This window comes from Nakamurella panacisegetis, from assembly GCF_900104535.1.
Classification (GTDB): Bacteria; Actinomycetota; Actinomycetes; order Mycobacteriales; family Nakamurellaceae; genus Nakamurella; species Nakamurella panacisegetis.
Window position 1 is genome coordinate 2745775 of the sequence record NZ_LT629710.1, and the last position, 16752, is coordinate 2762526.

Annotated in this window: 18 protein-coding genes; 15 read left to right on the plus strand and 3 right to left on the minus strand. The window is 69.5% G+C overall.

Annotated features, from left to right (window positions below; genetic code table 11):
* Window positions 1-42 precede the first annotated feature (42 nt).
* Window positions 43-951, minus strand: a complete 909-nt coding sequence (locus BLS97_RS12120) for an HAD family hydrolase (RefSeq protein ID WP_231988072.1) — start codon at window positions 949-951, stop codon at window positions 43-45.
* A 216-nt stretch (window positions 952-1167) separates the two neighbouring features.
* On the opposite strand from BLS97_RS12120, the gene BLS97_RS12125 reads away from it, so the two are divergent.
* The 12 genes from BLS97_RS12125 to ccsB all read left to right on the plus strand — a co-directional run bounded on the left by BLS97_RS12125 (window position 1168) and on the right by ccsB (window position 13551).
* Complete coding sequence (locus BLS97_RS12125) at window positions 1168-3027, plus strand: class I adenylate-forming enzyme family protein (RefSeq protein WP_090476207.1); 1860 nt, start codon at window positions 1168-1170, stop codon at window positions 3025-3027.
* Window positions 3028-3087: 60 nt separating this feature from the next.
* Window positions 3088-4305, plus strand: a complete 1218-nt coding sequence (locus BLS97_RS12130) for an acyl-CoA dehydrogenase family protein (protein WP_231988073.1) — start codon at window positions 3088-3090, stop codon at window positions 4303-4305.
* Window positions 4302-4538: a glutaredoxin family protein gene (locus BLS97_RS12135; RefSeq protein WP_090476209.1), complete on the plus strand. Its 237-nt coding sequence runs from the start codon at window positions 4302-4304 to the stop codon at window positions 4536-4538. Before BLS97_RS12130 ends, BLS97_RS12135 begins: the two co-directional genes overlap by 4 nt.
* A gap of 213 nt (window positions 4539-4751) precedes the next feature.
* On the plus strand, window positions 4752-5498 hold the full coding sequence (locus tag BLS97_RS12140) for a redox-sensing transcriptional repressor Rex (RefSeq protein ID WP_090476211.1): 747 nt from the start codon (window positions 4752-4754) through the stop codon (window positions 5496-5498).
* A 235-nt stretch (window positions 5499-5733) separates the two neighbouring features.
* Window positions 5734-7257, plus strand: a complete 1524-nt coding sequence (locus tag BLS97_RS12145) for a bifunctional uroporphyrinogen-III C-methyltransferase/uroporphyrinogen-III synthase (protein WP_090476213.1) — start codon at window positions 5734-5736, stop codon at window positions 7255-7257.
* A gap of 150 nt (window positions 7258-7407) precedes the next feature.
* Window positions 7408-8040 carry a DUF7144 family membrane protein gene (locus BLS97_RS12150; protein WP_090476214.1) on the plus strand — a complete coding sequence of 211 codons (633 nt, stop codon included), beginning with the start codon at window positions 7408-7410 and terminating at the stop codon, window positions 8038-8040.
* Complete coding sequence (locus tag BLS97_RS12155; RefSeq protein WP_090476217.1) at window positions 8040-8420, plus strand: hypothetical protein; 381 nt, start codon at window positions 8040-8042, stop codon at window positions 8418-8420. Before BLS97_RS12150 ends, BLS97_RS12155 begins: the two co-directional genes overlap by 1 nt.
* Before the next feature lie 200 nt (window positions 8421-8620).
* Complete coding sequence (locus BLS97_RS12160) at window positions 8621-9274, plus strand: histidine phosphatase family protein (protein ID WP_172832268.1); 654 nt, start codon at window positions 8621-8623, stop codon at window positions 9272-9274.
* On the plus strand, window positions 9271-9867 hold the full coding sequence (locus BLS97_RS12165) for a TlpA family protein disulfide reductase (RefSeq protein ID WP_090476218.1): 597 nt from the start codon (window positions 9271-9273) through the stop codon (window positions 9865-9867). Before BLS97_RS12160 ends, BLS97_RS12165 begins: the two co-directional genes overlap by 4 nt.
* Window position 9868: 1 nt before the next feature.
* Window positions 9869-10672: a cytochrome c biogenesis CcdA family protein gene (locus BLS97_RS12170; protein ID WP_231988074.1), complete on the plus strand. Its 804-nt coding sequence runs from the start codon at window positions 9869-9871 to the stop codon at window positions 10670-10672.
* Entirely contained in the window at window positions 10673-12415 is a 1743-nt protein-coding gene (gene resB / locus BLS97_RS12175) for a cytochrome c biogenesis protein ResB (RefSeq protein WP_090476220.1), read from the plus strand.
* Window positions 12416-12480: 65 nt separating this feature from the next.
* Entirely contained in the window at window positions 12481-13551 is a 1071-nt protein-coding gene (gene ccsB / locus BLS97_RS12180) for a c-type cytochrome biogenesis protein CcsB (RefSeq protein WP_090476222.1), read from the plus strand.
* 80 nt (window positions 13552-13631) lie between these two features.
* On the opposite strand, the gene BLS97_RS12185 is transcribed toward ccsB, so the two are convergent.
* The gene (locus tag BLS97_RS12185; RefSeq protein ID WP_090476224.1) at window positions 13632-13850 is read right to left on the minus strand and encodes a hypothetical protein; all 219 of its coding nucleotides are present in this window, start codon (window positions 13848-13850) and stop codon (window positions 13632-13634) included.
* 194 nt (window positions 13851-14044) lie between these two features.
* Window positions 14045-14245, minus strand: a complete 201-nt coding sequence (locus BLS97_RS12190; protein WP_090476226.1) for a BldC family transcriptional regulator — start codon at window positions 14243-14245, stop codon at window positions 14045-14047.
* 491 nt (window positions 14246-14736) lie between these two features.
* On the opposite strand from BLS97_RS12190, the gene BLS97_RS12195 reads away from it, so the two are divergent.
* From BLS97_RS12195 to cds1, 3 genes are read left to right on the plus strand one after another with little or no spacing between them, the layout of a single operon-like run.
* A complete protein-coding gene (locus BLS97_RS12195) occupies window positions 14737-15210 on the plus strand; it encodes an Lrp/AsnC family transcriptional regulator (RefSeq protein ID WP_090476228.1) in 474 nt (157 codons plus the stop codon).
* 56 nt (window positions 15211-15266) lie between these two features.
* Window positions 15267-15620 carry a DUF4229 domain-containing protein gene (locus BLS97_RS12200; RefSeq protein WP_090476229.1) on the plus strand — a complete coding sequence of 118 codons (354 nt, stop codon included), beginning with the start codon at window positions 15267-15269 and terminating at the stop codon, window positions 15618-15620.
* Window positions 15620-16732 carry an L-cysteine desulfhydrase Cds1 gene (cds1, locus tag BLS97_RS12205; protein WP_090476231.1) on the plus strand — a complete coding sequence of 371 codons (1113 nt, stop codon included), beginning with the start codon at window positions 15620-15622 and terminating at the stop codon, window positions 16730-16732. The genes BLS97_RS12200 and cds1 overlap by 1 nt, the downstream gene beginning before the upstream one ends.
* Window positions 16733-16752 lie beyond the last annotated feature (20 nt).

Below are 16752 nucleotides of genomic sequence, written 5' to 3' on the forward strand. Positions count from 1 at the left end.
CCTTCGACGGCCTCGGGCCGTCAGCGGAGCCGGCTCGGGCCGTCAGCGGAGCCGGCGTCGCAGGGCGAAACCCGCGGCGACCATTCCGCCGATCGCGCCGGCGCCGAGCACCGACGGCACCCCGATCCGGGCGGCCTTGCGGCCCGACCGGTAGTCGTGGATCTGCCAGTGCCGACGACGGGCGATGTCGCGCAGCTGGCTGTCCGGGTTGATCGCCACCGCCGTGCCGACCACCGACAGCATGGGCACGTCGTTGACCGAATCCGAGTAGGCCGTGCAGCGGCGCAGATCAAGGCCCTCCCGCGCAGCCAGACCGCGTACCGCGGCCGCCTTGGCCTTGCCGTGCAGCAACTCGCCGACCAGTCGGCCGGTGTAGATGCCGTCGTCGTTCTCGGCCACCGTGCCCAGCGCGCCGGTCAGCCCCAGCCGGCGCCCGATGATCTGGGCCAGCTCGACCGGGGTCGCGGTCACCAACCACACCCGCTGGCCGGCCTCGAGATGACGCCGGGCCAGCTCCAGGGTGCCGGGGTAGATCCGGTCGGCCATCAGCTCGTCGTAGATCTCCTCGCCGAGCGCCACGATCTCGGCCACGCTGCGGCCGGCGACGAACGAGAGGGCCTCCTCCCGCGCGTTGGACGCGTCGTTCATGTCCTCGCCGCCGACCCGGAACTTCACCTGACGGACCGCGAAGCGAACCAGGTCACCGGTGGTGAAGAACTTTCGCGCGGCCAGTCCCCGGGCGAAATGGAAGACGGACGCGCCCTGCATCATCGTGTTGTCGACGTCGAAGAATGCCGCCGCCGTGAGATCGGCGCCGGGCAGCACCGGCGGTGCCGTCCCGGTCTCGTCCGGCGCGTGTTCGGCCTGGTAGGCCGCCTCCGCGGAAGCCTCCCCGGCCAACTGAGCGCGCTCGGCCGCCTCGCGGGTCTTCCCGGCGCGGGCAATTCTCACCAGTGGACCACCTTTCGATTCGGCACGACCCCGGTCCGGGTTCGGGTCCGGAGCGGTTCGGGTTCGGTTCAGAGTAACCAGCGCGGCCGGCGCGCCGTGCCCGGGCGACCCACGATCCACACCGACCTCCGCGCCGTGTCGGGCCATACGGCTATCGTCGGACCGAGTGCGCAGCCGGCACTCGAACCGACCGTCCGTGCCAGCCATCGAGGTGTGATGACGTCAGCAACCACCAGCGGAAGCGGGACTCCCCGGGGCAACGTGTCCGATCTGCTCCGGGCCGCGGCAACCGCCTTCGGCGACCATTCAGCACTGATCCTGTCCGACGGCACGCGCTCCTGGCGCGAGTTGGACCGCGCCGTCGACGCCGGTGCGGCCGAACTGGTGGCCGCTGGTCTCACCCCGGGCAGCCGGGTGGTCGTTTCGCTGGAGACCGGCGCCGATATCATCGCGGCCCTGTTCGCCGTGGCCAGGGCGGGTCTGGTCGCCGTGCCGATCGGTCCCGATCGTGCCGACCTGTCGTCCATCGTGGCGCGAGTGGGGGCGTCCGCCGCCATCACCGCGCCGGTCACCGTGCCGGTGCCGATCCAGGTGTCCCCGCAGGCGGTTGCTCTCTGGTGGGGGCGCCCGGCCGCCGAGTTCGATCCCGTCGGGTCGGGCGAGGATCTCGCCGTGCTGGCCCGGGCGGCCAGCAGTGACCGCCCGGTGATGGTGTCGCACCGGGCCATTCTGGCCGCCGTCGAGGCCATCTCCGCCACTCCGCGACTGGGACTGCGCGCGGACGACCGCGCGGTCCTGGTGTTGCCCACCTACCACTTGGCCGGATGGGTCACCGCGTTCCTGCCGCTGACCCTGGTCGGCGCGGCCGGCGTCATCCCTGATCGTCCGGACGGCACGCATGCCTGGTTGGACACCGTGGTCGCGGCGATCCGGCGGCACCGCGTGACGATCGTTCCCGGGGCGCCGAGCCTGTACCGACGGCTGCGAGACGTCAGCGGGGTCGAACGTGCGCTGGCATCCGTCCGCCTGATGACCTCCGGCGCGGCACCCCTGGATCCGGCGGACTTCTCGGCGATCAAGGCCCTGACCGGGCAGAGCGTCTGGGAGGGCTACGGGATCTCGGAGTCCGCATCGGTCATCTCGAGCAGCTTGATGACGAAGGCGTCCCGAGTCGGCTCGGTCGGCAAGCCGCTACGGGGAGTGTCGCTCCGCATCGTCGGCGAGGACGGCGGCGACGTCAATGCCGACGGTCGCCCGGAGAGCGCGGTCGACGACCTGGGCGCGGACGCGGTCGGCGGAGAGGTCGGCCGGATCCAGATCAGTGGGCCGACGCTGTTCTCGGGCTACTGGCTGCCACATGACGGGGCGAGCGGAGCGACGGGGGATGGAACCGGGGCGAGCGGAGCGACGGGGGATGGAACCGGGGCGAGCGGAGCGACGGGGGATGAGACCGGGGCGAGCGGAGCGACGGTCGACCTCGACACCAGCGGGATGACCGCCGACGGCTGGTTCACCACCGGCGACCTCGGCTACTTCGACGACGTCGGCGAGCTCCACCTGGTCGACCGGGCGACCGAGACCATCCGAGTGGCCGGGTTCACGGTGTATCCGCGGGAGATCGAGGACGTCCTGGCCGGCCATCCCTACGTCCGGGACGCCGCTGTGATCGGCGTGACCGGTCGGGCCGGAGAGGCGGTGGCGGCCGTCATCGTGCCGCTGTGGGGCAAACACCCGACCGAGGCCGACCTCGACGAGTACGTCGCCGAGCGGCTCCCGGTGTTCAAGCGTCCGCGGTCGTACCACCTGGTCGACCGGTTGCCCCGCAACGAGCTCGGCCGGATCGACCGCGACCAGGTACGGGCCATGTACCGCTCGTCAGAGCCGCTGGAGTCCGGCATCATCGACGGGTTGCACGTCCCGTCCGCGGGGGAGGCGGTCGCCCCGCGGCCCGAGGACACACCGGTCGTCCCGCGGACCGATCCGGAACCGGCGGCCGAGCTGGGTGAGCTGGGGGCCCGGCTCCCGGGTCGGGAAGGGCGGCGCGGCGACGAGGACACCGACGACGACCTGTTCTGAGTTGGACCGGGATCGCCGGGCACACCCGGCGGGACAACGCAATCGCATGGAACGGAAAGGGTGGGAAACGTTGTGGTCATCCCCTTGGCACCGGCTGTCATCGATCGCGAGCTGCCGTCGGAAGAAGCTTTCGATCTGCTGGCGCTGACCCGGGATCTGGTCCGCGGTGAACTGCTCCCGCAGGTCAACGCGGCCGAATCGGCCGGAGCCTTCCCGCGGGCGGTGTTCACCACCCTCGGCGAGGCTGGCCTGTTGTCCCTGCCCTATCCGCACCGCTACGGCGGAGGTGAGCAGCCGGCCGTCGTCTACCTGCAGGTCGTCGAAGAACTGGCCCGGGCCTGGCTCGGAGTGGCGATGGGCGTCAGCGTGCACGTCCTGTCCTGCCACGGGCTGGTCAACTACGGCACGGATGAGCAGAAGGACCGTTGGCTGCCCGATCTGCTGGGCGGTCGGTTGCTGGGTGCGTACTGCCTGTCCGAACCCCAGGGCGGTTCCGACCCGGGCGCGATGCTCACCAGTGCCGTCCGTGACGGCGACACCTACGTGATCAACGGGGAGAAGGCCTGGATCACCCACGGCCCGGTGGCCGACTTCTACCTGCTGATGGCCAGGACCGGCGAGCCCGGCCCGCGTGGGATCAGTTCGTTCCTGGTGCCGGGAGGGACTCCCGGTATCGAGGCCGGCATCAACGAGCGGAAGATGGGCGTCCGATCGTCGGTCACCAGCTCGGTGCGGTTCGAGAACGTGCGGATCGACGCCGACCGCCGTCTGGGCGCCGAAGGCAAGGGGTTCGCCATCGCCATGTCGGCCTTGGACTCCGGACGGTTGGGCATCGCCGCCTGCGCCGTGGGGCTGGCCCAGGCGGCCCTGGACGTCGCGGCCGAGTACGCGCGAACGCGTCGGGCGTTCGGCAGCCTGATCAGTGACTTCCAGGGTGTGTCGTTCCTGCTGGCCGATGCCGCGTCCAAGATCGCCTCGGCCCGGCAGCTCTACCTCTACGCCGCCCGCCGCAAGGACGTCGGCAAGTCGTTCTCCACGGAGGCGGCGATGGCCAAGCTCATCGCCACCGACATGGCGATGGCCGTCACCACCGACATGGTGCAGGTGCTGGGCGGGGCGGGCTACGTGGAGGACTACCCGGTCGAGCGCTACATGAGAGAGGCCAAGCTGCTGCAGATCGTCGAGGGCACCAACCAGATCCAGCGTCTGGTGATCGCTCGTTCGCTCAACCGCATCACGCGCGAGGCCCGCAACCGCGCCACCGGGGAGACCTCGTGAAGCAGGTTCAACTGTTGACCCGTCCGGGCTGCCACCTGTGTGACGACGCGCGCGCGGCCGTGGCTGCCGCGACCCGGGCTGCCGGCACCACCTTCAGCGAGGTGAACGTCGACGACGATCGGGAACTGCGCGCCGAATACGGCGACATGGTGCCGGTGGTGCTCCTGGACGGGGTCCAGTACGGCTACTTCACGATCGACGCGATCGAACTGCAGGCCGCGCTGACCCGCTGATCGTTGCCCGTTGTGCAACAGGCTGCGCCGGACGGAACAGTCTGCTCCAAATGGGTGGGCTATCCCGACATGCGAGACTGCCGGACCGAGCGGAATTGGTTCCTGTCTTTCGTCTGGCTAGTGTTGATCACGCGGCGGCCTATCACACGGAAGCCGACCCAGTAGCGGCGGGGGTATCACCTCCACGCTCCAGATGTCAATCGGGTGGCGCTCATGACACGGCAGGCCGGCGGGGAGAACAACGCTGGTTCTGCGGTGGCCGCCGCCGCCCCTGATCTGGGTCGCACCCGTTCGCGGGCCATCCCGGAAGCCACCGTCGGCCGCCTCGCGGTCTATCTCAGAGTGCTGACCGATCCGCAAGCGGTGCGTCCGGCCCTCGGCGATCGCGGTGACGGGGTGCGGGTGGTGTCCTCGGCCGAACTCGCCGCGGCGGCGGGGGTCAATCCGGCCGGGCTGCGGCGCGACCTGTCCTTCCTGGGTAGCCACGGCGTACGCGGCGTCGGCTACGACGTCGACACCCTGATCGAACAGATCCAGCGGGTGCTGGGTGCCCATCACCATTTCCGGGTCGCTCTGGTCGGCATCGGTAACCTCGGTCAGGCGCTGGCCGGCTACGCCGGTTTCGGCGGTCGCGGATTCGGGATCGGGGCACTGTTCGACGTCGACGTGGAGAAGATCGGTCGTACCGTCGCCGGGCTCCGCATCCGCGACCTGGCCGACGCCCAGGAGGTCTGCCCGGCGGAGGGCATCACCATCGGAGTCATCACCACGCCGGAGGGGGCGGCCCAGTCCGCCGCCGACGCACTGGTGACGGCCGGGATCTTCTCGATCCTGAACTTCGCCCCGGGCAAGATCGTGGTACCGGCCGGCGTCGAGGTGCGGCGGGTCGATCTGGCCCTTGAGCTGCAGATGCTCGCGTTCCACGAGACCAGTCGCGTCGACGGCGTGGTCGCGCGATGACCGTGCGCTGCCCGACGTCGGTCCGCGTCGCGATCCGTCCCGTCACCTGCCGTTCGTCCGGCGCTGGTTGCTGTTCTTCTTCCGGTGGTAGGCCTGGTCGGGCAGCTTTCCGCACGGTCGAGATCTTCACCGTTACACACAGATGCCGACGGCTTCCGACCCGGAGTCCCGGCATGACGCACACCGGTCGGCTCGAGCCGGCGAATACCGACGTAAGTCAGGCAAGGAGCACGTCATGACCCGCGCGCGAAGGACAGGCGGCCGCATCATCTTCGTCGGGGCGGGCCCCGGTGATCCCGGACTGCTGACGGTGCGTTCGGTGCAGGCGCTGGCCGGGGCGGCCGTTCTGGTCACCGACCCGGACGTCCCGGCCGAGGTGGTCGCGCTCGCCGTCGACGCCGACGTGCAGCCGGCCGTGGGGGAGGCCGCCGAGGTCGCGAAGGTGCTGTTGGCCGCGGCCAAGAGCGGCCAGGCCGTCGTGCGCCTGGTCGCCGGTGACGTGCTGACCGCTGACTCGGTGGTCAAGGAACTGCAGGCCGTGGCCCGCACCACCGTTCCGTTCGACGTCGTGCCCGGTGTTTCGACAGCTGCCGCGGCCGCCTCGTACGCCGGTATCGCCGTCGGGTCGGTCCACACCATCGCCGACGTCCGTTCCACCTCGGACTGGGCCCGGTTGGCCACCGCCCCCGGCACCCTGCTGCTCCAGGCGGCCGGTGGCCACCTGGCCGACACCGCGGCGTCGCTGGCCGAGGCCGGTTTCGCCGCCGAAACCCCGACGTCGGTGACGGCGGGCGCGTCGTTGCCGACGCAACGCACCGTGGACGGAACGCTGGCCACCCTCGACGGGATGGGCCGGGATCTCACCGGGCCGCTGGTCGTCGCGGTCGGCGCGAGCGCGACCCAGCGGTCCAAGCTCTCCTGGTGGGAATCGCGGGCGCTCTACGGGTGGCGGGTGCTGATCCCGCAGACCCGCGACTCCAGCGACTTGATGGTCGAGTTGCTGCGTACCCACGGCGCCATCCCCGAGCGCGTGCCGACGATCGCCGTCGAGCCGCCGCGGACCCCGGCGCAGATGGAGCGGGCGGTCAAGGGCCTGGTCGACGGTCGCTACCAGTGGGTGGTGTTCACGTCGATCAACTCGGTCCGCGCCGTGTGGGAGAAGTTCACCGAGTTCGGGCTGGACGCCCGGGCGTTCGCCGGGGTCAAGATCGCCTGCGTCGACAACGCGACCGGTGACGCCGTCCGCGCGCTGGGGATCAACCCGGAGCTGGTCTCCGGGCACCAGGAGTTCTCGGTCGGTCTGCTGGACGACTTCCCCGAGTTCGACGACATCCTGGACCCGGTGGACCGGGTGCTGTTGCCACGGGCCGACATCGCCACCGAGACGCTGGCCGAGGGTTTGCGGGAACGCGGCTGGGAGATCGACGACGTGACGGCGTACCGGACGGTCAGGGCCGCCCCGCCGGCGGCGTCCATCCGCGAGGCGATCAAGGCCGGTGGCTTCGACGCGGTGTGTTTCACCTCGTCCTCGACGGTGCGCAACCTGGTCGGAATCGCCGGCAAGCCGCACGCCCGGTCGATCGTGGCCTGCCTCGGCCCGAAGACGGCCGAGACGGCCCGGGAATTCGGCCTTCGGGTCGACGTGCAGCCGGAGACGCCGGACATCGCGTCGCTGGTGGAAGCCCTGGTCGGGCACGCGACGCGGCTCCGGTCCGAGGGTGCTCTTCCGCCCCCTCGCCGCTCTCCCCGCAGGCGCTGACCGTGCGCGCATACGGAACCGTCCGGCGCATATGAAAGTGCCCGTTTTGGTCGTCATGACGGCCGGAACGGGCACTTTTGTCTGCGCCGGCCGGGGGTGGGGTCGCGCTGTCGTACAGATCACCCAGGATCGGCCGGTAAGTTCTCCCTCATGACTTCACCCGGCCCGAAGAAGAGCGGCTTCCTGGCCAAGCTGCAGAACATGGCGGTCATCCCGCTGCCCGTCGACGACGGGCAGCCGATCGTCCGGCCGCGTGGCGTCACCATCGCGTCCGTGCTGGCCATCGTCGCGGGAGTGATCTTCCTCCTGGGCGGCGCGCTCGGGTTCGCCACCGCCCCGTCCCTCCTGGACAGCGCGGTCAAGCAGTACAACGCCGGGATCTCCTCCTGCGAGCAGACCTTCGGGGGACACGGCAGCACGCTGGCCACCCCGACGGTTGCCTCGCTGACGTCGAGCGCGGCGGTTTGCCGCTCCAGCACCGACCTCACCCAGTCCGACAAGGACGGGTTTCTGAAGTCGCAGCGGACGTTCGGGGTCATCTTCGTGGTGATCGGTCTCGTCGTCGGCGCCGCGGGCTGGTTCCTGCGGAACGGGGCCAGATGGGCCAAACGCACCCTGGTGATCGGCGGGGCGCTTCTGCTGCTCGCCGCCGCACTGCTCAAGCTCTCGACTCCGATCACCCTGGTGGCCACCCTGTTGATGGCCATCGCCGTGGTGATGACGTACGTCGGGAAGAACGCCGCCTTCTTCATGCGCGTCGCCATGCGGGGGAAGCAGCACTAGTGCTCGACCGGGACGTGACGAACCTCGACACCGCCCCACTTCCGGCGGTGGAGCTGCCGCTGTCGCCCCGCGCGGCCGGGCGGGCCGCCGACGACGTGTCGACCGTCCTGCTGGTGCGCGCGATCGTGGCCGGGACGGCCACGATCGCCCTGCTGATGGTCGCCGGCCTTCTGTTCGCCCACGGAGTGCGGGACGACACCTTTCCGCCCTACCTGTCGGGTACCAAGAGCACGACCATCGTCCGCTACTCGGCCCCGTGGATCGCCGGTGCCGCCGGGTGTGCTCTGCTCGCCGGGCTCGCGTTCGTGTCCTTCGGGGTCGATCTCTTCCGCCACCTGCGCCTGCAGCGGGCGCGGCGTGCGGGTCGAAATCTCGCCTGAGCGGCCGCTCGGCGACCGGCTGGGTGAGCGGGCACCGTGCGTGCCTGTGTGACCGCGCTGGGCCGGGACCATGGTCCTACCTTCGGCACACCGAACACCTGGGACACTGGTGTCGTGCGTCCGCCCTTCGAATCCCGCCCCGCCCTGCTTCGCCCGTCCCGCCGGCCGGTGTCCTCCCCCGAGCTGCTGCGATCCGTCCGATGAGCCGTACCGTCGTCCACCTGCTGCGCCACGGCAAGGTGCACAACCCCTCGGGCATCCTGTACGGGCGGTTGCCGGGGTTCCGGCTGGCCGCGTCCGGGCGGGCCATGGCCGAAGGCATCGCCGACCACCTGGCTGACCACGACATCACCTACATTGCAGCGTCTTCGCTGATCAGAGCGCAGGAGACGGCCGCCCCGCTGGCCGCCCGCAAGGGCATCGACGTCGTCACCGACGACCGCGTCATCGAGGCCGGTAACCAGTTCGAGGGCATGAGGGTCGCGGTCGGTGACGGCGCTCTGCGGCAGCCGAAGCACTGGCTGAAGCTGCGCAATCCGTTCCTGCCGTCGTGGGGCGAGCCGTACCTGACCATCGCCCACCGGATGGTCGGCGCGATCTATTCGGCGGTGCAGAAGGCCGACGGACACGAGGCCCTGCTGGTGTCGCACCAGCTTCCCATCGTGACCGTCCGGCGTTATCTGGAGGGCCGCCGGCTCTGGCACAACCCCACCAACCGGGAGTGCAGTGTCGCCTCCGTCACCTCGTTGACCTTCGACGACGGAGTGTTCGCCGGGCTGACCTACGCCGAACCGGTCGCGCACATCGCCGCGGTCGACGATGCGGGCGTCCCGCAGCCGGGTACCGCGTCATGATCGGCTCCGGTGGGACGCGGATTCGCCGCCTGGCGGCTTCGCTCGCGGTGGCCGCGCTGGTCCTGGCCGGCTGTTCGTCCGGGAACGACGCCACGGTCTACGGCGGCTCCTTCACCTTCACCTCGCCCGGCGGGAAGACCGAGTTCAGCTACGCCCCCGCCGATCGCAAGACGATCGGCGCCCTGTCCGGTCCGACCGTCAGCGGTGACGGCACGATCGACGTCTCGTCGTTCAAGGGCAAGGTCGTCGTGCTGAACTTCTGGGGTTCCTGGTGTGCCCCGTGCCGGGACGAAGCGCCCAGCCTGGAGGCGGCCTACCAGAAGCACAAGGCATCCGGGGTCCAGTTCGTGGGTGTCGATGTCAAGGACACGGCCTCCGGAGCCCAGGGCTTCCTGTCCGGCAAACAGATCACCTACCCGTCGATCTTCGATCCCGGGATGCGCACCATGCTGTCGATCCGTGGCCTGCCCACCGGTTCTCTGCCCGTCACGCTGGTGCTGGACAAGCAGGGCCGGGTGGCCCAGATCTGGCTGCACGAGATCACCGGTGGCGATCTCGGTCCGGTTCTCACCGCGCTGACCGCGGAGGCCTGAGTTGCTGACGGCGGGAGCGCTGGCGGCAACGGCGGCCACCACGTCGACCGTCATCGACGGCCCGTTCGTGGTGGCCGCCGGTCTGGCGCTGGCCGCGGGCGCGGTGTCGTTCGCGTCCCCGTGCGTCATTCCGTTGGTCCCTGGCTACCTCTCGTACCTGGTCGGACTGAGCGGAGCCGAGGCCGTCGGCTCCGGAGACACCCTCGAGCGGGTACGCGTCCGCAGCCGGGTGCTCGGGGCGGCGGCCCTGTTCGTCGGCGGTTTCAGCCTGGTGTTCCTGGCTGAGCAGAGTCTGGTGCTCGGGATCGCCCACAGCCTGGCCGTGAACACGTCCTGGTTGATGCGGATCGGCGGGGTGGTCACCATCCTGATGGGGCTGGCCATGCTGGGGCTGATCCGGCCCATGCAGTCCGAGAAGCGCATCCATGCCCGTCCGAAAGGCCGGGTCTTCGGGGCCTTGCTGCTCGGTGCCTTCTTCGGGTTGGGGTGGACGGTCTGCATCGGACCGACCCTGGCCGGCGTCATCTCGCTGTCCACGGCAACCCAATGGAACGGATCGGCCTGGCGCGGCATCTTCCTGGTGCTGTTCTACTGCGCCGGCCTCGGCGTCCCTTTCCTGTTGCTGGCCTTCGGCTTCGGCTGGGCCACGACCGGCATGACGTTCCTGCGCCGGCACTCGCGGACCATCCAGATCGTCGGTGCGGGCATGCTGATCCTGGTCGGTCTGGCCATGGTCACCGGGCTGTGGGGCAGCTTCATCGCATGGTTGCAGGTTCACTTCGTCAATTCGGGAACGGTGCTGTAGATGTCGTCCAGAGACGCCACTCATCTGGCCGGTGGGCTGGCGCCGGACGCCGGCGAGGTCGAGAGCACGGCGACCCGCGGTCCCGACGTGCCCGACGAGCTCAAGACGCCCTACCGCCAAGGCCCCGTCCGCGGTCTACTGGCCTTCCTGCGGAACATCTGGCGCCAGCTCACCAGCATGCGCACGGCACTCGTCCTGCTGTTCCTGCTCGCGCTCGCCTCGCTGCCCGGCGCGCTGCTGCCGCAGTGGACGTTGAACCAGTCCAAGACGGCGCAGTACATCCTCGATCATGGAGTCTGGGGTCGACTGCTGGACAAACTGGGATTCTTCGGCGTCTTCGGGTCACCCTGGTACGCCGCGATCTACCTGTTGCTGTTCACCTCGCTGATCGGTTGTCTCCTCCCGCGGACCTGGGACTTCGTCGGCCAGATCCGGATGAAGCCGGTGGCCACCCCGCGCAATCTGTCCCGGATGCCGCATTCGGCGACGATCGCCACCACCGGCGACCCGGCCGAGCTGGCCAAGACCATCAGCGCCGGGCTGCGGGGCTGGCGCAAGATCCAGCGGGTCGAAGCCTCGGGTGCCATCACCATCTCGGCCGAGAAGGGCTTCATCCGAGAGATCGGCAACCTGGTCTTCCATTTCTCCCTGCTCGGATTGCTGATCGCCATCGCCGTCGGGAAGCTCTTCGGCTACGAAGGATCGATCATCCTCAACGCCGACACCGGTGCCACGTCGCAGTTCTGCTCGACGACCCCGTCGGTGTACGACAACTTCCGTCCCGGGCTGCTGGTCGACGGCACCGCCATGACGCCGTTCTGCGTCAGCGTGGACAAGTTCAAGGCGACCTACACCGACAGCGGGCAGGCCAGCACCTTCGACGCGTCGATCCGCTACCAGGCCGGCGCCGGGCTGAACACGGATACCTGGAGCTCACGCGACCTCCAGGTCAACGACCCACTGCGGATCCCCGGTGGCCAGCGGCTCTATCTACTCGGCCACGGCTACTCACCGATGTTCACCGTCACCTACGCGGGCGGCAAGACCAGCACCGGCATCGCCCCGTTCCAGCCCGCGGACTCGACCTTCACCTCCCAGGGGGTGGTCAAGATCCTCGACCCGCCGGGCTACACCGGCTCGGCCGTGCTCAACCACCAACTGGCCCTGGTGGGGGTGTTCGCCCCCAGCGCGTTCGTCCACGGCGGCATCATGACGTCGACCTTCCCAGCGGCCGAGCAGCCCGGAGTCGCCGTGCAGGTCTACCGCGGTGACCTGGGCATGGACACCGGCAAGGCCCAGTCGGTCTTCTCGATCGATCAGACCCAGGTCGACAACGGCAAGCTCAAGAAGGTCAAGACGGCCAATCTCGCGGTCGGCGAGTCGACGACCCTGGACGACGGCACCAAGATCACCTTCACCGGCTACAAGGAATGGGTGTCGTTGCAGACCTCCTACGATCCGGCGGAGGGTTGGGCGTTGATCTTCGCCATCACCCTGCTGGCGGGCTTGATGACCTCCCTGGTCATCAAGCGGCGGCGGGTCTGGTTCCGGATCTCACCGGCTCCGGCGGGCGTCGCCGAGACCGACGATCCGGCGCCGTCGGGGTCAGGACGTACGGTTGTCCCGGGCGGTCACGTGAGTGTCGAGATCGGTGGTCTGGCCCGGACCGATCAAGCCGGGTACGGCGACGAGTTCGGCAAGCTGGTGGCCCTGGCCGACGCCGGCGCCCCGAGGTCGTCCTAGACGGCCGTCCCGGCAGCGCAGGGCAAGCAGGTGTTCATCGGTTCCACTGAAAGGCGCGAAACGACATGGCGGTCAACGATCAACTCGGTAATGTGTCCTACCTGGGGTTCCAGGCGGCACTGGCCGGGTACATCGCGGCACTCGTGTGCTTCGGCATCGAGTTCGCGTCGTCGCGCGGAATGGCCCCGACCCCGGCCGAGGCGGTCAGCATGACGCTGCGAGCCGCCGGTCGAGGCGGCACCGCCGTCATGGACCGGGAGAGCATCGGCCAGATCGTCAAGCCGCCGCGGGCCGCACGCAGGTCGATGGCCGCGCTCTTCGGCCGGGCCGGTCTGATCGTCACGACGATCGGGTTCGTCGCTCACGTGTTCTCCATCATCACCCGCGGTATCGCGGCCGGCCGCGCCCCCTGGGGCAACATGTACGAGTTCACGTCGCTGTTCTGCGCCGCGGCCATCACCGGATTCCTGGTGGTGCTGTGGAAGACGAAGGCGCGTTCCGTCGGATTCTTCGTGATGATCCCGGTCGTGATCCTGATGTTCATCGGCGGGACCAAGCTCTACACGCAGGTCGAGTCGCTGGTGCCGGCGCTGCACTCCTACTGGCTGGTCATCCACGTCCTCGCGGTGTCCCTGTCCAGCGGCGTGCTGATGGTGTCCGGTGTCGCCTCGGTCATGTACCTGCTGCGGTCCCGGTACGAGCGCAAGCTGCTCGCCGAGAAGGCCTGGGCCGGCTCGGCCGAGGACGCAGCGTCCGGATCGGCCGGCGGGTTCGTCCCGGAGGCGTTGGTGGCGAACAAGTCTCGTCTGGCCGCGCTGCCGTCCCTGACCACACTGGACCGCGTCGCCTACCGCAGCGCGATCGTTGCCTTCCCGGTGTTCACCTTCGCCGTCATCGCCGGCGCGATGTGGGCCGAGGTTGCCTGGGGCCGTTACTGGGGCTGGGATCCCAAGGAAACCTGCGCCTTCATCACCTGGGTCTTCTACGCCGCGTATCTGCACGCCAGGGCGACCGCCGGCTGGCGTGGGAGTCGCGCGGCCTGGATCTCGGTCCTGGGCCTGGTGTCGGTGATCTTCAACCTGTTCTTCATCAACATGGTCGTCAGCGGCCTGCACAGCTACGCCGGGCTCAACTAGCTGCACCGCCGGACCGCGGCCGCGCGGGCGCCCGTGCTCCGCGCGCCCGACTGCGGGGCGCGGTGGCCGGGGCGGCGGACCTAGCTGCTCTTGTCCTCTCCGCGCAACTTGCGGTCGATCTCGCGGAGGAACTCCGGGTCGTCGTCGGGGGCAACCGAGCGGGTGCGCGGACGAACGGGACGGCTGGGTCGGGCTTGGGGGCTTCCGGCCGATTCGTCGTCCGTCGTCCCGGCGCCGATTCCACGCCACGCCAACGCGATGACCAGAACGGTCACGGCGATCGCAATGAGCATGTACATCCGGCACCTCCTTCGTTTGTGCACTCCACAGTACGCATAGACGGTCCGTTCGCGCCCCCGGTCGAGCAGGTCCACAGGTGGAGAAATGGTCACGGTCCGTTGGTCAGGTCGAAACGCCGAACGCCCCCTGCCGACGGCAGAGGGCGTTCGTCAAGTCGGGACCGGGCGGGCCGAGGCCGGCGCGACCGGACCAATCAAGCTGAGTGGCGGGCCGCCTGGACGGTCAGGTCGGCGAGCAGCACGCTGACCTCGGATTCGCGGAACCGGCGATGGCCGCCCGGGGTGCGGATCGATCCGATACGGCCGGCCGAAGCCCAACGCGTGACCGTCTTGGGATCCACCCGGAACATCAGTGCAACCTCACCCGGTGTGAGTAATCGTTCTGATTTCTCCATGGCTACGTGCCTCCTCCCTTTCAGGCCCCGACTGGCCTCGTACGCCCGGGCGGCGTGTGACTATTGTGCCCCATTGACGCGATTCATTCGAGCTCACGATGGGAACAAAATCGGCGCGATGTCCGGATTGTCCGGAAAGGGTATTTCCCGTGGAATCGGTCCGAACGGGTGACGAAGCAAGGGGTGTTCTCACGAAAATGTCACTGTAGGTAGTTGTTCCCCGCACGCAATGCACATTACGTAGCAGTATCGATCGATGCGGCCGCATGGATTGCGGCGTCCGTGGCCGCGGGTGCCCACAGATCCCGACGCCCGGCGCCGGACTCCCCGCCTCGCGTCGCCGTTGATCTCGACCCGGACCACGGCGTCGGAGGCGCCGGAATCGACGTCGACCCAGGGGGTCGGCGGCCCCTACCGGTTACGGTGTCCGGAGCGCGGAGGCCCTCCGCCGCTAAAACGTCACCCGTTCGACCTGGCGCAGGAGGACCGGCATGGATCTGGTGGATCGGCAACTGATCGATGCGCTTCGCGCCGACGGGCGGGCCAGCTACGCCGAGCTGGCCCGGCTGGTCGGGCTGTCGTCGTCCGCGGTGCACGAGCGGGTCGGCAAGCTGGAGTCGTCCGGCGTGATCACCGCCTACCGGGCCGTGGTGGCGCCGAGCGCCATCGGGGTCGGAGTGACCGCTCTGGTCGGGATCGCCCCGGGCGAGAACGGACGGGACGAGGTGATCGCGGCCGGCCTGGAAGCGATGCCCGAGGTCGAGAGCTGCTACTCGGTGGCCGGCGACGATGCCTTCATCGTCACGTTGCGAGTGTCCAGTGTGGACGAACTGCATGCCTGCCTCGGTCAGTTGCGCGGAATCGACGGTGTCGCCCGCACCCGTACGACGGTGGTCCTGGCCACCCGGTTCGAGGGCCGCCCGGCGTCGGTCGTGGCCCGGGCCGGGACCGACATCGCGGACTGACCGGGTCCGGGCGCCGCGGCGATCGGATCCCGCCGCCGTGGACATATCCTGGGCGGGTGGACAGCAGCGCAGATCGGGTGGGCGACCGGGAAGAGACGGCCGCGATCACAGACGTGGGACCTGACGGTCGGGAGGTCCCGGCCCCAACCGGCCCCCCGCAGCTGGTCAAATGGCTCGTCCTCTACACCGTGCTCCGGATCGCGATGCTGGTGGGACTGGCCGCGGCGCTGTCCCTGGTGATGCCGTTCATCCTGGCCGCACTGTTCGCCGTCCTGCTGGCCCTCCCGCTGGCCTGGATCCTCTTCGCTGGGGTCCGTCGGCGCCTGAACGAGGCCATGGCTGTCTCCACCGCCGCCCGCCGGGCCGAGCGGGAACGCCTGCGCAGTGCGCTGAACGGCGAGCAGGAGTGATGGCGTCCGACGTCGTCGTCACCCGTACCTCCGATCGGTCCGATCCGCTGGCCCGGGCCTGGGTGGCCCGAGCGGTCCGCCGTATCGAGGCGGACGCGATGCGCAGCGCCGACACGCACCTGATCCGGTTTCCCCTGCCGACCGACCTGGGCGTCGACCTGTACCTCAAGGACGAGTCGACCCACGTGACCGGGTCGTTGAAGCACCGCCTGGCCCGGTCGTTGTTCCTCTACGCCCTGTGCAACGGCTGGCTGGGCGAGGGCCGGCCGGTGATCGAGAGCTCGTCCGGCTCCACGGCCGTCTCCGAGGCGTACTTCGCCCGGCTGATCGGCCTGCCGTTCATCGCCGTGATGCCGGAGCGCACGTCGGTGGAGAAGATCGCCTTGATCGAGCGTCAGGGCGGACGTTGCCATCTGGTGGCCGATCCGACCACCATCTACGACGTCTCCCGGCAACTGGCCGAGGAGACCGGCGGCCACTACATGGACCAGTTCACCCATGCCGAGCGGGCCACCGACTGGCGAGGCAACAACAACATCGCCGAGTCGATCTTCGCCCAGATGAGCCTGGAGGAGCATCCGATTCCGGAGTGGATCGTCATCGCAGCCGGCACCGGTGGCACGAGCGCCACCATCGGCCGGTTCGTCCGGTACCGCGGGCACAAGACGCGCCTGTGCGTGCCCGACCCGGAGAACTCGGCGTTCTTCGATGCCTGGTGCGACTCCAACCCCACCCAGCGCGCGGTCGGTTCCAGGATCGAGGGCATCGGTCGGCCGCGGGTCGAGCCGTCGTTCGTCGGGCAGGTGATCGACCGCATGGTCAGCGTTCCGGACGCCTGTTCGGTGGCGGCCATGCGCGGCGTGCAGGAGGTGCTGGGGCGCAAGGTCGGCCCCTCCACCGGCACCAACCTCTGGGCCGCGTTCGGCCTGGTCGACCAGATGGCGCGGGCCGGTCGGCAGGGGTCGGTGGTGGCGCTGCTCTGCGACGGCGGCGAGCGCTACGAGAAGACCTACTACGACGACCAGTGGGTGGCCGCACAGGGGTGGGACCTGACCGACCCTCTGGAGAGCGTGCGGACGTTCCTGCACAGCGGGGCCTGGACCGGTCGGTGAACTCCCGGTCGGGACGGATC

Coding starts and splice junctions, on each gene's coding strand:
- BLS97_RS12125 (WP_090476207.1), top strand. CDS start 1,168: ATGACGTCAGCAACCACCAGCGGAAGCGGGACTCCCCGGGGCAACGTG.
- BLS97_RS12140 (WP_090476211.1), top strand. CDS start 4,752: ATGACACGGCAGGCCGGCGGGGAGAACAACGCTGGTTCTGCGGTGGCC.
- BLS97_RS12145 (WP_090476213.1), top strand. CDS start 5,734: ATGACCCGCGCGCGAAGGACAGGCGGCCGCATCATCTTCGTCGGGGCG.
- BLS97_RS12150 (WP_090476214.1), top strand. CDS start 7,408: ATGACTTCACCCGGCCCGAAGAAGAGCGGCTTCCTGGCCAAGCTGCAG.
- BLS97_RS12160 (WP_172832268.1), top strand. CDS start 8,621: ATGAGCCGTACCGTCGTCCACCTGCTGCGCCACGGCAAGGTGCACAAC.
- BLS97_RS12165 (WP_090476218.1), top strand. CDS start 9,271: ATGATCGGCTCCGGTGGGACGCGGATTCGCCGCCTGGCGGCTTCGCTC.
- resB (WP_090476220.1), top strand. CDS start 10,673: ATGTCGTCCAGAGACGCCACTCATCTGGCCGGTGGGCTGGCGCCGGAC.
- ccsB (WP_090476222.1), top strand. CDS start 12,481: ATGGCGGTCAACGATCAACTCGGTAATGTGTCCTACCTGGGGTTCCAG.
- BLS97_RS12185 (WP_090476224.1), bottom strand. CDS start 13,850: ATGTACATGCTCATTGCGATCGCCGTGACCGTTCTGGTCATCGCGTTG.
- BLS97_RS12190 (WP_090476226.1), bottom strand. CDS start 14,245: ATGGAGAAATCAGAACGATTACTCACACCGGGTGAGGTTGCACTGATG.
- BLS97_RS12195 (WP_090476228.1), top strand. CDS start 14,737: ATGGATCTGGTGGATCGGCAACTGATCGATGCGCTTCGCGCCGACGGG.
- cds1 (WP_090476231.1), top strand. CDS start 15,620: ATGGCGTCCGACGTCGTCGTCACCCGTACCTCCGATCGGTCCGATCCG.